The sequence below is a fragment of the Weizmannia sp. FSL K6-3076 genome, from assembly GCF_038007245.1.
Lineage (GTDB): Bacteria > Bacillota > Bacilli > Bacillales > Bacillaceae_C > Weizmannia > Weizmannia faecalis.
In genome coordinates this window covers 408557-423155 of sequence record NZ_JBBOWU010000001.1, presented here as the reverse complement: position 1 = coordinate 423155, position 14599 = coordinate 408557, and the positions used below count along the sequence as shown (strand labels likewise).

General features: G+C 40.8%; 12 protein-coding genes and 2 pseudogenes. 8 read left to right on the top strand and 6 right to left on the bottom strand.

The features are described from left to right. Positions 1 to 429, top strand: coding sequence for a PTS sugar transporter subunit IIA (locus NSS95_RS01955; RefSeq protein WP_014096203.1), 429 nt, complete (start codon positions 1 to 3; stop codon positions 427 to 429). Between the two features lie 632 nt (positions 430 to 1061). Beyond that, positions 1062 to 1331, top strand: coding sequence for a hypothetical protein (locus NSS95_RS01950; protein ID WP_230090509.1), 270 nt, complete (start codon positions 1062 to 1064; stop codon positions 1329 to 1331). Between the two features lie 314 nt (positions 1332 to 1645). On the opposite strand, the gene NSS95_RS01945 is transcribed toward NSS95_RS01950, so the two are convergent. From NSS95_RS01945 to NSS95_RS01920, 6 genes and pseudogenes are all read right to left on the bottom strand, one after another. Next, on the bottom strand, positions 1646 to 2365 hold the full coding sequence (locus tag NSS95_RS01945; RefSeq protein ID WP_017552081.1) for an MAE_28990/MAE_18760 family HEPN-like nuclease: 720 nt from the start codon (positions 2363 to 2365) through the stop codon (positions 1646 to 1648). After that, entirely contained in the window at positions 2352 to 3503 is a 1152-nt protein-coding gene (locus tag NSS95_RS01940) for a DUF262 domain-containing protein (RefSeq protein WP_017552080.1), read from the bottom strand. Before NSS95_RS01940 ends, NSS95_RS01945 begins: the two co-directional genes overlap by 14 nt. A 15-nt stretch (positions 3504 to 3518) precedes the next feature. After that, positions 3519 to 4757, bottom strand: a complete 1239-nt coding sequence (locus tag NSS95_RS01935) for a DNA methyltransferase (RefSeq protein ID WP_017552079.1) — start codon at positions 4755 to 4757, stop codon at positions 3519 to 3521. A 201-nt stretch (positions 4758 to 4958) separates the two neighbouring features. Further along, a pseudogene (locus NSS95_RS01930) lies at positions 4959 to 5666 on the bottom strand (Rpn family recombination-promoting nuclease/putative transposase); the annotation flags it as partial. A gap of 401 nt (positions 5667 to 6067) precedes the next feature. Continuing rightward, complete coding sequence (locus NSS95_RS01925; protein WP_340713751.1) at positions 6068 to 7483, bottom strand: ISLre2-like element ISBco6 family transposase; 1416 nt, start codon at positions 7481 to 7483, stop codon at positions 6068 to 6070. Between the two features lie 319 nt (positions 7484 to 7802). Then, entirely contained in the window at positions 7803 to 8516 is a 714-nt protein-coding gene (locus NSS95_RS01920) for a class I SAM-dependent methyltransferase (protein ID WP_035191120.1), read from the bottom strand. Between the two features lie 126 nt (positions 8517 to 8642). On the opposite strand from NSS95_RS01920, the gene NSS95_RS01915 reads away from it, so the two are divergent. From NSS95_RS01915 to NSS95_RS01895, 6 genes and pseudogenes are all read left to right on the top strand, one after another. Further along, positions 8643 to 9425, top strand: a complete 783-nt coding sequence (locus NSS95_RS01915) for a DUF2268 domain-containing protein (RefSeq protein ID WP_014096208.1) — start codon at positions 8643 to 8645, stop codon at positions 9423 to 9425. 130 nt (positions 9426 to 9555) lie between these two features. After that, entirely contained in the window at positions 9556 to 9813 is a 258-nt protein-coding gene (locus NSS95_RS01910; RefSeq protein WP_014096209.1) for a hypothetical protein, read from the top strand. 154 nt (positions 9814 to 9967) lie between these two features. Further along, positions 9968 to 10048, top strand: a pseudogene (locus tag NSS95_RS16970) (YjcZ family sporulation protein); the annotation flags it as partial. Positions 10049 to 10756: 708 nt separating this feature from the next. After that, entirely contained in the window at positions 10757 to 10876 is a 120-nt protein-coding gene (locus NSS95_RS16965; RefSeq protein ID WP_445079828.1) for a hypothetical protein, read from the top strand. Then, positions 10873 to 11001, top strand: coding sequence for a hypothetical protein (locus NSS95_RS01900; RefSeq protein WP_017552072.1), 129 nt, complete (start codon positions 10873 to 10875; stop codon positions 10999 to 11001). Before NSS95_RS16965 ends, NSS95_RS01900 begins: the two co-directional genes overlap by 4 nt. Before the next feature lie 375 nt (positions 11002 to 11376). After that, positions 11377 to 14514 (top strand): SH3 domain-containing protein, encoded by a 3138-nt coding sequence (locus NSS95_RS01895; protein WP_340713750.1) that lies wholly within the window; start codon positions 11377 to 11379, stop codon positions 14512 to 14514. Positions 14515 to 14599: the final 85 nt, after the last annotated feature.

Here is a 14599-nt window from a genome sequence, read left to right as displayed (position 1 = left end):
ATGATAAAATTCATCGTCACCGGTCACGGCCATTTTGCGTCCGGCATCCAATCCACCATCAAACTGTTGGTAGGCATCCAGGAAAACATCGCTTACATTGATTTCCCGGAAGGTGAGTCAAACGAAAACCTGCGGGAAAAATTGGAGGCGGAACTAAAAGACAACCGGTATGACACATATCTCTTTTTCTGCGACTTGGCAGGCGGCACCCCTTATAAAGAGGCGGCCACTCTGTCTGCTAACCGGAAAGATGCCGCTGTTACAGCCGGCTGCAATGTGGGGGCACTGTTGGAAAGCATCTTTGTAAATGAGGAAAATCCAGCTATAGAAATAGCCCGTCAAATTGTCGAATTAAGCAGGAAAGCGGCCACCTATTTTGGCGAGAAAAAAGCAACAGCTGCAGAATCATCAGAAGGTGAAGGGATTTAAAAAAGACCGGGGATAGGCTATATCAATGCCAAGGCAGCAAAAACCGGAAGCGGCAAGCAAGGTGCTGCCATTCAATACGGCAAATCCGTCAAAGTAACCAGCAAGAACTACGGCGTATATCAAAACTTTAACTGGAAGAAGAAAAATATCCGGGCCGTAAACAAAACATACTTGGCGAAGTACATTTATTATCATATAAACGGGCTAAGCTACCTGTCCCTTTATGACAACAAAGGCAAATGGATAGGCTACATCAATGCCAAAGCAGTTAAAAGCAAATAAATTCCTATAAACAAAAAGCGTTCCCAACAACCGGCAATGGGGTGGGTACGCTTTTTTTGTTCACCGCAAACATCTTATAGTTGAGTTTGAAGAGATACTTTAAACCAAAAAGAAGGGCACCTTTAAGGTCGGGTTCATTTAAAATTTGGGGATTTCTTTGATCGCATCAAGTACTTCCTGCTCATTCACGCCCATTCCTCCAGTTTAGGGAAACATTAATGTCTCCGCTCTTTTTCCCGCTGGATTTTTTTCCTGCAGGGAGAAAACCGCATCCTTTCATGCCCGTTTTTCGTGCTTTTGAACTGGCCCTTTTCAATATTGAAGTGATGGTTGAGAGCGTCTATTTACAAGTGAAATCAAACCCGCTATTTGCCGCCATGTGTGGATTTACGGAGAAAATTCCGAGTTACCGTTCCTTTGCTCGCTTTGATCAAATCATGGCAACAAATGATCTTTGGGAAAAAGCCCGGCTATTGGTGGTTGAATATAATAAAGGGGAAGGCGTGGTTGAAACGGTTGAGGAAGCAGCCGCCGTGGATACATCACATATAGAGGCAGAAGCAACGTTGAATAAAACAAGAAAGACGGTTTCTTTCGAAGGTGATTACGACTGCCTCTGAATCTTTACGGATGATAATCATTGCATCTATGCATATCATGGCAAATATGGTGTACCAGCGAATTAAGTTATTCACAGGGGGATATGTGAATAATTTGTAGCTTCTCCTTTCAACAAAGAGTAGTGAAAAAAACACCCATTTGTGAGGAAAAGATACATATACCTTTTTTGGAAAAGAATGGCCGTTTTATTTCTAGTGAATTTGAAAATCCGGAAAAAGGCCAATAAAACCGAGATAATAAATTTCCAGAGCCTCGCTCAAGGGTTTATTTTTTGGCAGAGGAGGCTCTAATGAAACTTCCTGTTTTTTCTTCGTTAAAATACAATGGAATGGTCTTTTAAATATAATTTCTTTCTCAATGCATCATATATTAATATAATAATAGCGTTATTAATATCCCTTGTCGTTTTCTCTAATCTTTCAAATGTACTTTCATCTATCCCACCTTTTTTCTGACCGTGTGAGATTGCGTTTCTGATATTCACCAATTCGGTGATATGTTCTTCGTATCTAGAAAAGGAATTTTCAGGTAATCCAAGACTATATAGTAGCTTTTTAAGTACCAAGGGCCGAAGATTACTTTCCGTATTTATTACTTTATCGGGTATTATTATTTTTTGTTCAAGAAAATTTTCCAATGCATCAAGCAAATATTTTCTTTTTGACAGTTTAAAGAGTTTTCTATCTTCAATTGGTTTTTGACCAAAAATTTTCTTAAATGTTTGTTCTTTAAATTGTTCGTTTTCAAACAATGTAAATTCTTGATGCATGGATGCTGCTACTAAATAATTATTCACTTGCTTTCGTAATAAACTTTCTTCATTAATTGCCATAATATAGGTTTGAAAGGCAAAATTGCAAAACCCCTCATAATGAGCATACAGCATAACTACAAGTGACTTTCTATAAATGTTTTGTTCTTTTTTTGTTTGAATTTTTACTAACTGATTCTTTAGCAATTTTAGTTCATTTTCTCTCCAAGTTAATTCATTCTCAAGTTCTTCACGTATATTTATTATTTTAGCTTCGTCCATCTAAGAATTCACCAACTCTTTTTTGCACTACTTCAATTCTCTTAGATAAATAATTTTTTGTATTTTTACCCCCACCGGAGGCATTATCCAGAAATTCCTGATCTAACTTAATAGCCTTAAATACTTCACCCAACTGTTCCATTAATTGTTTATCTTCTGTATCAATAATATTTAAGTAGGATTGAATTCCCATTGTAAAAGCATCAAAATGAGTGGAAGTAATTCCAGAAATATACTTTCCCTTTCGAAGTTTATCAAAAGCGTATTCTCCTAGAGACAAATCTAATATTCCAAAAGTTTTCTCGAACTCTTTTCTCTCCTTTTCATAATCAAATTTGATATGCTCTTCATGGCTTTCGTCAGATACCTTTTCCATAAAAGTTGTAAGGAAAGAACTTATATTCTTTTTATAATTTTCCCTATCCAATTTATATGCGAAATACTTAAGAACATATTCTTGATCCTCCTTTTTTTCGATTTTTTCCTCATTCAAATGACTGATAGTATTTTGAAAGTGCTTATTACTACTTAACCTGATAATAAAATCATTAAAAGTATCGTCTAGTAAACGAATTGTACAATTACGGATTTCTTGTTCACTTAAAAGTTCCCCGCCAGTATTTAAACGTTTAAACATATAATATCTTAGCCTCGGGTCGCTCCCTTTCCGAATAACCTCTACTCGCACAAAACTTCTTTTTAGTCTTATTTGTAAGGTTTTTGGCAATTTTTCATATGTTAACCCATTTAATTCCTTTACAATGTCGCAGCCGGTTAATGTTAAAAAACCGACGTTTTCTTCTTCCGTTTTATCATTTGAATGGTTGTTGGGATTAGGTAATTCCCCTCTAAAGTGTAGGTATGTTGATATTCTTTGCAAACCATCAATTAATTCATACTGACCCTCATCTTTTTCTATAACATAAATAGGTGGGATAGGCATTTCTAATATTAAAGATTCTATAAATTGAGACTGTTTTTCTTCTGACCACCTGAAAAGTCTTTGATATGCCGGAGAAATTTCAAATTCTCCGTCGCGATACATATCCACTATTTCATTAAATGATAAATCCAAGCTTTTTGTACGTACTTGTTCAATTTTATCGTCAATTATCGTTAGCAGTTCTATTTGTGACATTTTTTCACTTCCTTTTTACCATTTTCTAAAAATAACGGCGTATTCCTTTGTTATCGAGCTTTCTCTATACTCTTTCCCTCTTGGGTTAATCTCAGCCAAATTATTTGGATTAATAAATTCATAAGTACCCACTAATCGCCAACCTAAGTATTTTATCATTTCTATAAAAATTTGTTTCAAATCTATAAAGATATCCTTATAATAGGAATTTTGAATAACAATGATACATTTCCCTTCATTTTTCATTACTCGATCAATTTCTTTTAAAGATAGAAAAATGGAATGAAAATATTGTAAATATGTTTTCAAATAGTAAGTTCGGGAAGCTTTGGAATGATGATTTTCTATTTTTGATAATGTTTCCAAACATGTTGGTCCCCACTCTCGAATTGCTTTCGGTGTTTGCTTATGAATGACAGGCGCGCCAATCAAAGAATGTCTTAATTTAACAAAATCAATTTCACTAATATTAAATATAGCTAACTCCAAACTGGTCATAATTGCATAATCAATTCTAGTACAATATGGAGGTGAAGTAATTATTGTTTCAACACTCGAATTATCTAATGGGATCGATTCTGAACGGCCAATGATTATTTTTGGTTTCACTTTTTGATGGACGTTATTATGCTCATATACTTGAACTAAACGGTTATATTCATTCAGATATATTTCGTCTATTTCTGCTTTTGAAAAACTCTTCCTTTCTGTTAATATTGGCTTCTTTATCCAAGTTGGATTGGAAGATTTCAAATCATGGGCTAAATGTTTTAAAACATTAAAAAGGATTAAGCAATAAAATGCTTGTAAATTTGAATAATCATTATTCACGATGACTTCCCTCAGGTATTTGCCATTAAATATAGTTCGCTCTATATTTCTAATTATTTTTACAGTATCTTTATGAAACCAATTACATAATGCATCATTTTCCTCTACATTTGTTCTAAATTTATCCGATGATTTTAAAAGATAATTTGCATTATAGGGGTTGGTTTCAATGTTAAATAAACGAGCAGAAGCAATAATACTCATAACCGGATTAATATCCAAACCAATAGATGGAATCCCTAATTTTGATGCTACATAAGTAGTTGTTCCGCTCCCATTCCAAGGATCAAGAATAATTCCATTAGTATTTACTTTTAAAATCTTTATGATATCCTCAACAAAATCCTCAGAAAAACCCGGGTAATATTTATATATAGTATTATCTCTGTTCTTTAATTTCGTTGTTCGAGGAAAGTTTTTCATGGAATCAACCTCAAATCTACAACTTATTTCTTCACTATAGTGTACCATATCCCTTTAATTTTTAAGAACAATATGCTGAACACGGATCCATCTTCCTTCACCAAAAATGAGCAGATTCTTCCCTGTCTTTAAGCTGTATTTTAAATAATTCCTCTTGTTTACTCAATAAAAATCTAAGGGACGTCCATAAAACTATACTAACATCACTTTGTTTTCCCGATTCGCACTTAAGCTTTCCCACTCTTTGATCGCATCAAGTACTTCCTGCTCATTCATCGCTAACTCCTCCAATTCCTGCAAAATGTCGGTGTCTATCGTCTTTTTCCGGTAATCTGCAGCAGAAAGCATCATCAGCCATGGATAGGCTGCCGGTGGTTTCGCTTTCATCCCTCGTCTATATTTTTTCCACTTTGACTTGAACTTTGTCAAATCAAATGTGTGAAATTCCAGATGCGGGCTCCACATAAAAAACTCCAAATCCTCATAAACATGAAAGCGGTTATGGAATCGTTTGGTTTGGTGCGGGAAAAGCAGGTAATTTAAGATAGAAATCATGATTGTAGGAACAAGTTCTGTATAATTTTGTCCGGCCTCTAACGTGGAAGAGAAAAGTTTTGTCCAATAATAAAGCACTCGTTCCCGCATATTGTGCTGATTTTCCACCTGGATTTCAACATTTATTCTCTCATGGTTGGATGTGTAAACGAGGATATCAAGCAGACCTGTTTTGCCGTCCGAGTCAGATTTAATGAGTGCGGTGTTCTCATACTGGACATCGACAATTCTGTCCTGCCCTTTTCGGTTCAGCAAGTCATTCAAAAAGGCAAGGGTGATGTTTTTCCGGCTCGGGTGGCCGAAAAGCTGTTTGAACATAAAGTCCATTTTGAGGTCAAGGTATTCTTTTGTCATGAGGATCCTTCCTTTCGGGGTTGTTTTGCGAGGGTTTCATAGAGTAAATCTATTAATTTGATATTATTTGAAATCTTTTCTGATGTCAACTATTTTTTCCAATGGTATGTGTCAAGTTTTTCTCGACAAGGTTTAAATATCGGGTATTCCAAGACACTCTTTTTGTACACTTTCGGCTACCGTGCTTTACTTGCTCGGTGTAATTTTCGGAAAAGATGTAATATTTCCGTATAAAGATGGATAACGGGGATGTTGAGGCGCGCGAAATTCACTCGCTTTCCGCGGGCGGCCGGCGAGCCTCCTCGCTCGTACCTCGCTGCGGGGTCTCTCCTGGCTCGCTTTTCCCGCAGGAGTCTCGTAAATTTCGCGCGCCTCAACGATCAGTCCCCACTGAGCCAGGCTTAAAACGAAAGCTCTAATATTTTGCTTAAATGTCCCATTGCCGATGAACTGCTTGAATGCAGGGCAACTGATCCGTGCTTTACGCCCACTGACGGGCGTACAGGCTGCTTGAGTAGTTGAGACATCCTGATGGATTGTTTCAAGTTCCGTTGCTTTCTCTCGCTTCTTGAACGGTGTTTCAGATAGGCTTCTCTCAATGTCCCATTGAGTATGCCTTGTTTGATTTTCACCATGGCTTCTGCGCCAAGTTCACTCCAATGCATGCCCCTTTTTTTCATCCTGAAGGAGATATGCCTTTGATTCGATTCCATCGCTCCTAGGCCTCTCGCACCTTCCGGCACGTTTTTCACCCTGTCTCTCCAGTCAAAAATGCGGTCCCAGTTTTTCAAGATATACGAACGGAATTCCTTGATTTTCTTGAGAGCCTTTTTATCCGTCAAGGTGCTTTCGTGCGTATCCAAATATAACGTGAATTGGTCCAGGTCATGCGTTCTAATCGCTTTTCTAATTTGCTCCTTGATCTCGCTCTTTCCGCCCCCAAATGTCCTTATGATGGCTTGTGCAACGTGGTAGGTATCCAGCTGGTTGAGCACCGGAAATTCCGACTGTGAGAATGCTGTTTGAAACCGTTCAGCTGTGTATCCCGCACCTCCATCACTGTTTGTAATGACATGCGTTTTTTCGAGGGAGTAGGTGTTGGCAGCTGTGGCTTGGACTTCATCCCAAAATGTCTGGATGGCTTCCGTTGTCATGATGACTGTGGGCTGACGCAGGGAGACCCTTTTACCATTGGTTTGCCATCCCTCATAGAGAATGGCGTGGTGGACTTCCATACTCTGTTTCTTTTTTAGTCCCCGAACGAATACACCATCTGCTTCAGAAAACAGGTAGTCTACCTTCTTCCCCTCAGGCAGGGAAACAGCTATTTCTAGCTCTTCTACAAGTGCCTTATCGGCTTCCGCCTGAGTTTTCCCTACGTGTTTTACCATGTTCCCTACAGTTGTGTGACTAAGACTCACTGCTGTCCACTCTTTTAAAATATCAGCTACTTCCCGATAGGTGTTCTCACTTGCCAACTCTGCCACCTTTAATTCCACTAACGGGCTGTATCGTTGGTGTGGTACCAGCCCTAACCATTCATCCAGAGGATAATGTGAGTTCCCTCTCTTATCACGCATTAATGAACGTTTAAAAGTCACACTTCCAAATAGAAACTGAACGCTTCTGTTATCACTCCGGCAGTACACCCAGCCCTCCTCTAACTTCTCCTGTTTAATTGTTTTATCTAACTCTTCAAATATTTCCCCAACCCATTGTGTAAAAGCCTTCTGCATCAGAAGTTTAAGCTGTTCTTCAAATTCGATAAGACTCTTTGTATCCTTTAATAATCCAGCAATTATTGATATAATATCCATGGGAAGACCTCTCTCTAGATGTTCATCTTGAAGTGTACAATTAGATGATAGAGCGTCTTCCCATTTTTTTCCACTCATTTGCCCCTTCGAGTAAAATTTTACACATACTTCCAATGCCATCCGGTCCGCCCCCATCCCCCATAAAATATTTCTCCTCAAACGGGCCATCTATGAATTTGAAATTGCCCATAAAAAGTGTACGGACCGAAAAATGAAGGAGCCGGTATGCACGCGTACTCCTCCGGCTCCTAAAAAGACAAACCTGCAAATATTCCAGCTTCCTTATTTTGTGTCGAAAAACTTGCCATAGATCGGCACCCTAAACCGTTTTGCATCTGAAAATCCGGAAGCCGAGGATCTCTTTGGTTGACTCAAACATAATCATATGATGCTCAAGCATCTCAAAATACTGCACATCCACGCCCTCCGACAATGAAAAATCAGGGACATTTTGAACTCCAAATTGCAAATCATATTTTTCAGAATGGATGGATTGAAACCCTGCTTCTTGAAAAAGCTGCACCCACTGTTCCTCGGTTAAAATTCGGGATACTCCATAAAAGTCTTTGATGTGTGCTAATCTTTGGGGCGAAACAGGCTGCTCCAAAACCATTTCAATCGCAATTAAACATCCGCCGGGCTTCAGCACCCGCTGAAATTCCTGAACCGTTTTGGGCATATCGGTAAAAACGATCACCGACTCTGACAATACCAAATCAAATTGACTGTCTGCAAACGGGAGAGCCTCTGTGTTCCCGTGCACAATTTGTATCGGCAAACCTAATGACCGGACTCTTTTCCTGGCTTTTTCCACCATCAATTGATGATGATCCAGCCCTGTCACTTGGCATCCGTACTGCTGCGCGACGTATGCAGCAGTTTGGCCGGTGCCGCAGCCCGCATCAAGCACTGTTGTTTTTTTTCCTATATGTTCAGTCGATAATATATCCTGTGTCAGCTTGAAACCGCCTGGATGCGCTCCGCCGACTCCCAGTTCTGCTAAACAATTCAGGTAAGTATATTCCCGATCCACTCTAACCCCTCCCTTGCCATTCAAACAGCTGGCTCGTTTATATACCGTATGTACCATTGCAGAAATCGGTAACCGTTATCGTTTAAAAACATACTTTGGTTAAGAAAAAGCAATGGAGGAAGGCATATGGGGGTTGTTGAAACGGACAAGTGGCTGCGCCAATTATATCACCAGCCTGTAGCGATTTGCGAAAAGTTTAAAGCGCATTTTAAAGGCGCAAGTGCTGCGGAAATTTATGACTACCTGGCTTATCATGGCATGTACCAGCCGGAAGATAACGGAGCCGGGATTGTCCGGCAATTGCAAAACCGGCATGTTTGGGAAATCGTAAAAAATGAATTTCTTTGCTGCAAAAAAGAATGGAATGGGCCGGATGTTCCGATCTATATTTTTCCGTCTGACTCCGCCAATTTACTGATTCAAAAAGAATTTAACGGAAAATCAGGATTAGCCTTTAAAGATCAATTATTTTTATTTGTTTCGGCCCGGAACAGCGAAACAGAAATCAGGTCATTATTTGTCCATGAGTATAACCATGTTTGCCGGCTTACAAAATACCCGAAAGAGGAGGCCGATTATGTTTTATTGGATACGATTATTTTAGAAGGGCTGGCAGAAAATGCAGTTAGGGAAAAATTCGGGCGTAAATACGTTTCATCCTGGGCCTTTTCTTATTCCAATGACGAAATGGAAAAGATATGGAGACAATACGTGTACCCGCATAGAAACCTTAAAAAAACAAAACAGCAACATCAAGAGATTTTGTACGGTTCACGTGTCTATCCGAAAATGTCCGGTTATTGCGTCGGATACTACCTCGTCAAGCAATATCTTGAAAAAACCGGCCTCTCCGTAAAAGATGTGCTCAAAACCGATGCAAAGGTTTTGGCACAAATCGATTCCATGTAATTTTCATCCCTGCACCCGGGTTTCAAAATCCCGCACGATAATTCCACAAAAAGTCTGATCGTTTTGTCCACCGTATCCGCCGGCAAAAATCATATACTGTACCATTCCTAAAGGATTGGAGGATATTTTTATGTCATATCGTCACTTCCATGCACTATGCCATCGATACAGGGGCAGAGCGGTCCAAATCCGGACGGTTGATGGACGGATCCATAGAGGCATTATTCATCATGTGAGCGGAAACAGAGTGTTCCTTCGGCCGCTTGGAGGCCCCCGCAATCTTGGCGGATTTGGCTACGGAGGCTGGGGTTGGGGATGGGGATTTGGCTGGGGCATTGCCATCGGTTCAATCGCTGCTTTGGCTTTAATTCCTTTCTTCTTCTGGTAAGAAGTTTTTGCAGCATTTTTAGAAGCAGATAGGACTGGCGCAGCCCGGCCGGTGATAATCGGGTTCAGCCATGTACGGATTTACAGAAAGCGCCCTTCCCTTATGGAGAATTTCACATAGTATGTTATGGCTATTTCGAAAGGAGGTTAAAAAGATGTCTGATGGCGGCGTTTACAGTGGCGGTTTCGCTTTAGTCGTCGTATTGTTTATCCTGTTGATCATCATCGGTGCCTCATATGTCGGCGGTTACGGCGGCGGTTATGGCGGATATGGGGGCTACGGCGGGTGTTTTTGGTAAGCCATGCAATGAAGTAAGGGTCTCCGGCATTTAAAGTCCGTTTTCCATGCCCCCCTCACATGCTCGAAAGTTGCACGGAAAAAGGGAATGCTGCCTTATACAGCTTTATCATGAGAGCCGGAACAAAACCGGGGGTACGCATTGTGCTCCCGGTTTTGTTTTTAGGGTTTTCTTATCATTAAAATGCCCATTAAATGATTGGGTGGACAAGCCGGCCGTTTTTGCAATCCCCGCTGTCCCTGTTTCCATTAATACCGATTCATCAACGATTCAGCTATCTAATCACGAAGCCGGCATCCGCTGGACATCCAAATCAAATTGCGATAACGCCATGCTTAGCATGATCAGGAGTTAAGGATCGCTTTTTCGCCTCCGCACCAATCTATAAATCTTGCGGCAAAATTCGGTCTGTCCCCCCCTACCGAAACTTTCAAGCGAAATTAAGAAAAATTTAAAAGAAGCCCTCTAGACTAAGTTTCTGTAATAAACCCCAAAGGCACAGGATGGATTTCCTGGAAGGTCTGAATCCACAAGTAAAAAGATTGTGAAGTTGTTACAAAAAGGTGCTTCAACATACACTTGGGTCGCTGCAACGGTAAGTGCGCATCTCCGGCGACTTATCAGCTTGCAACAGATCAACCCGTGATGGACATCGGCGGTTTTACAGTAAGTGACCCGGCCCCGACCCTTTCCGCGTTTAAAAAATATGTCCGGCAAGGGAAGATCCACTACTTTATAATGGAAGAGGCTCCTTTGGCAATATGAAACAAATGGGCAAAACCTTGCAAGATGGCAAAAATATAGAAAACAATCCCCAAATGGCGCCATGGGCAGAGGTTCCAATTGATGGCGTTACCCTTTATGATTTAACGCAACCAAAATCGAAGTAAGCTCTATCGTGAAGACTGTCAAAAAAGGGTTGCTGCAAGGTGCAAAACGGTGAACGCTACCATTCATAGTGTTCACCGTCTTTTAGTGAATTGGCTGGCCAGTGATCGCTGACCTGTTCTGGTTTTTTGGGTTTCTTCCAATTGAACGCTCTTCGGCATTTGTCAAAAGAGATTTTTTACACGATTCGGGACTTTCGGTTTATATTTTCAATAAAAACGGCGTATTCCCCTTAAAAAGTACTAAAAAAAGACGATAAATTTACTAGACGGATTTGACAGGATTTAGGGTATTTTGATAGAACAAAGGCTAAAAGAATGAAATTTTAAATTTCAGGAACCCTCGAGCTGAAAGATCCAATTGGAAAGGAGATTGAAATGAAAAAAGGCTTAGTCATACCACTTTGTTTTGCAGTATTATCCACTCCTGCTTTTGATAAAACGGTACAGGGCGCTTCACTGACAAAATTCCTACATAGTTCAAGTGTACAAGCCGCAGCAAAAACAGAGACAAAATATGTCAATGTTGATGCGAATTCAAGCTTGACATTAAGAGCAAAGCCTTCAAAAAGTGCCGCCAAATTGGACAGCTTAAAAAAAGGAACAGCTGTATTGGTATACAATGTGTCTGATGGTTGGGCAGAAGTAAAATCCGGGACAAAAACGGGGTATGTTAGCGCGGAATATTTAACCAGCACAAAACCCGGCAGTACGGCAACGACAACGAGCACAACCAAAACAACGACGAAGTATGTCAATGTGGACAAAGGCTCCCATTTAATATTGCGTTCGAAGACCTCCACTTCGTCCAGCATTTTAGCAAGCTTGGCTAGAGGAGAAAAAGTGACGGTTTACTCTATTTCCGGGGATTGGGCGAAAGTAAAAGCCGGAAGTAAAACGGGCTATGTTCATGCATCTTTTTTGGTAAACTCAAATCCAGACAGCAATACAAGTACTTCAAAACCAGCCAAAACAACGACGAAGTATGTCAATGTGGACAAAGGTTCCCATTTAATATTGCGCTCTAAGGCCTCCACTTCGTCCAGCATTTTAGCAAGCTTGGCAAGAGGAGAAAAAGTGACGGTTTACTCCATTTCCGGGGATTGGGCAAAAGTAAAAGCCGGGAGCAAAACGGGCTATGTTCATGCATCTTTTTTGGCGAACTCAAATCCCGATAGCAGTGCAGACACTTCTACTCCGGCCAAAACAACGACGAAGTATGTCAACGTGGACAAAGGCTCTCATTTAATATTACGTTCGAAAGCCTCCGGAACGGCCAGCATTTTAGATAGCTTGGCTAGAGGCGAAAAGGTGACGGTTTACTCCATTTCTGGGGATTGGGCAAAAGTAAAAGCCGGGAGCAAAACGGGTTATGTTCATGCATCTTTTTTGGCGAATTCTAATCCCGATAGCAGTGCAGACACTTCTACTCCGGCCAAAACAACGACGAAGTATGTCAATGTGGACAAAGGCTCCCATTTAATATTGCGCTCCAAAGCCTCCACTTCGTCCAGCATTTTAGCAAGCCTGGCAAGAGGAGAAAAAGTGACGGTGTACTCTATTTCCGGGGAGTGGGCAAAAGTGAAAGCCGGCAGCAAAACGGGATATGTTCATGCCTCTTTTTTGGCGAACTCAAATCCCGATAGCAATGCAGACACTTCTACTCCGGCCAAAACAACGACGAAGTATGTCAATGTGGATAAAGGATCCCATTTAATATTGCGTTCTAAGTCCTCCACTTCGTCTAGCATTTTAGCGAGCTTGGCAAGAGGAGAAAAAGTGACGGTATACTCCATTTCTGGCGACTGGGCAAAAGTAAAAGCCGGCAGCAAAACAGGGTATGTCCACGCATCTTTTTTGGCGAACTCAAATCCCGATAGCAGTGCAGACACTTCTACTCCGGCCAAAACAACGACGAAGTATGTCAATGTGGACAAAGGCTCCCATTTAATATTGCGCTCCAAAGCCTCCACTTCGTCCAGCATTTTAGCGAGCTTGGCAAGAGGAGAAAAAGTGACGGTTTACTCCATTTCCGGGGATTGGGCGAAAGTAAAGGCCGGGAGCAAAACGGGGTATGTCCACGCATCTTTTTTGGCGAATTCAAATCCGGACAACCATGCAGGCACTTCAACTCCTGCCAAAACAACGACGAAATATGTCAATGTGGACAAAGGTTCGCATCTGTTATTGCGTTCCAAAGCCTCCACAAGTGGCAAAAAATTAGCAAGTCTGCAAAGAGGCGAAAAAGTGACGGTTTACACCGCTTCCGGCCCATGGGTAAAAGTGAAAGCGAGAGGCATAACCGGTTATGTGCTCGCATCCTATCTGTCAAGTTCAGACCCTGATGCAAGCACAGCAGATGACGGCAATAACAGTTCCGAACCAACACCAGATTCTACGGTAACCAAATACACGACAGCAGATTTGAATTTACGTAAAGGGCCTTCTACCTTAACAAGTGTGATTGAAGTCCTTGATAAAGGAACAGCTGTAAAGGTCTACTCCGAAGAGGATGGCTGGGCAAAGGTAGAAATCGGTGGAAAAATTGGTTATGTCAGCACAAATTATTTAACATCCGCTGCAAAACAATCCAATGGCAAGGTGACATCGATTGTAAAAAAATATGATCTTTCACTGGATGAACTTGCAAATATTCAAATGAAAGTTTCGCCTCAAACAGATACAAATGAACGATATATCAGAAGTGATGCCATTAAGCTGACAAGCCATACAACAGGTGTTGTCCAAAACGGAAACTGGCATATCAGAGATGGTGCCGGTACAAAGAATCATGAAGTCGGCGAAACGCTTAAAGAAGGCACAAAGGTCACCATCTTATCCACTGTAAAAGGGGATGACGGCTATACATGGTATCAAATCAGTTATAACAAGGCATGGAAAAATGCCACGAAAAATGAAGTGAAATACTATTTAAATCCGAATAACTTTGTTTCGGATCCAGTCCGCTCACTTCAATTTTTGAAATTAACTTCGACCGCCAATCTGAATGCAACAGAAGTGAACCAAAAAATTCTTGCGGGTAAAGGCATTTTAGCCGGGAAAGCATCTGCATTTTTAACTGCAGCAAAACAAAATGGTATCAATGAAATTTATCTGATTGCTCATGCCTTACTTGAAACAGGAAATGGCACTTCCCAGCTGGCAAATGGGGTCAAGTATAATGGCAAGACAGTTTATAATATGTATGGGACTGGGGCGAATGATGGCAATGCCGTCCAAAATGGAGCCAGGTATGCCTATCAACATGGTTGGACGACCCCGGAAGCGGCCATCATTGGCGGAGCTAAATTTATCAGCAGCAATTACCTTGGCGCCGGTCAAGATACCTTGTATAAAATGAGATGGAATCCAGATGTCGCTGCAACATATGGCTATGCCTCCCATCAATATGCAACAGACATTGGCTGGGCTTACAAACAAGTGGATGAAATCTATAACTTATACAACCTATTAGACAATTACAATATCACATTGGAAGTTCCAAGTTATAAATAATTGCCTGCAGCCATTAGGCTGGTCATGAAGGCTATTCAGGATCTTGTAAAGAGCATGGCAAATGACAAAAGCTTCTCCCTTTTTT

Coding starts and splice junctions, on each gene's coding strand:
- NSS95_RS01900 (WP_017552072.1), top strand. CDS start 10,873: ATGAAACAAATGGGCAAAACCTTGCAAGATGGCAAAAATATAGAAAAC.
- NSS95_RS01940 (WP_017552080.1), bottom strand. CDS start 3,503: ATGTCACAAATAGAACTGCTAACGATAATTGACGATAAAATTGAACAA.
- NSS95_RS01955 (WP_014096203.1), top strand. CDS start 1: ATGATAAAATTCATCGTCACCGGTCACGGCCATTTTGCGTCCGGCATC.
- NSS95_RS01945 (WP_017552081.1), bottom strand. CDS start 2,365: ATGGACGAAGCTAAAATAATAAATATACGTGAAGAACTTGAGAATGAA.
- NSS95_RS01915 (WP_014096208.1), top strand. CDS start 8,643: ATGGGGGTTGTTGAAACGGACAAGTGGCTGCGCCAATTATATCACCAG.
- NSS95_RS01925 (WP_340713751.1), bottom strand. CDS start 7,483: ATGGATATTATATCAATAATTGCTGGATTATTAAAGGATACAAAGAGT.
- NSS95_RS16965 (WP_445079828.1), top strand. CDS start 10,757: ATGGACATCGGCGGTTTTACAGTAAGTGACCCGGCCCCGACCCTTTCC.
- NSS95_RS01935 (WP_017552079.1), bottom strand. CDS start 4,757: ATGAAAAACTTTCCTCGAACAACGAAATTAAAGAACAGAGATAATACT.
- NSS95_RS01895 (WP_340713750.1), top strand. CDS start 11,377: ATGAAAAAAGGCTTAGTCATACCACTTTGTTTTGCAGTATTATCCACT.
- NSS95_RS01910 (WP_014096209.1), top strand. CDS start 9,556: ATGTCATATCGTCACTTCCATGCACTATGCCATCGATACAGGGGCAGA.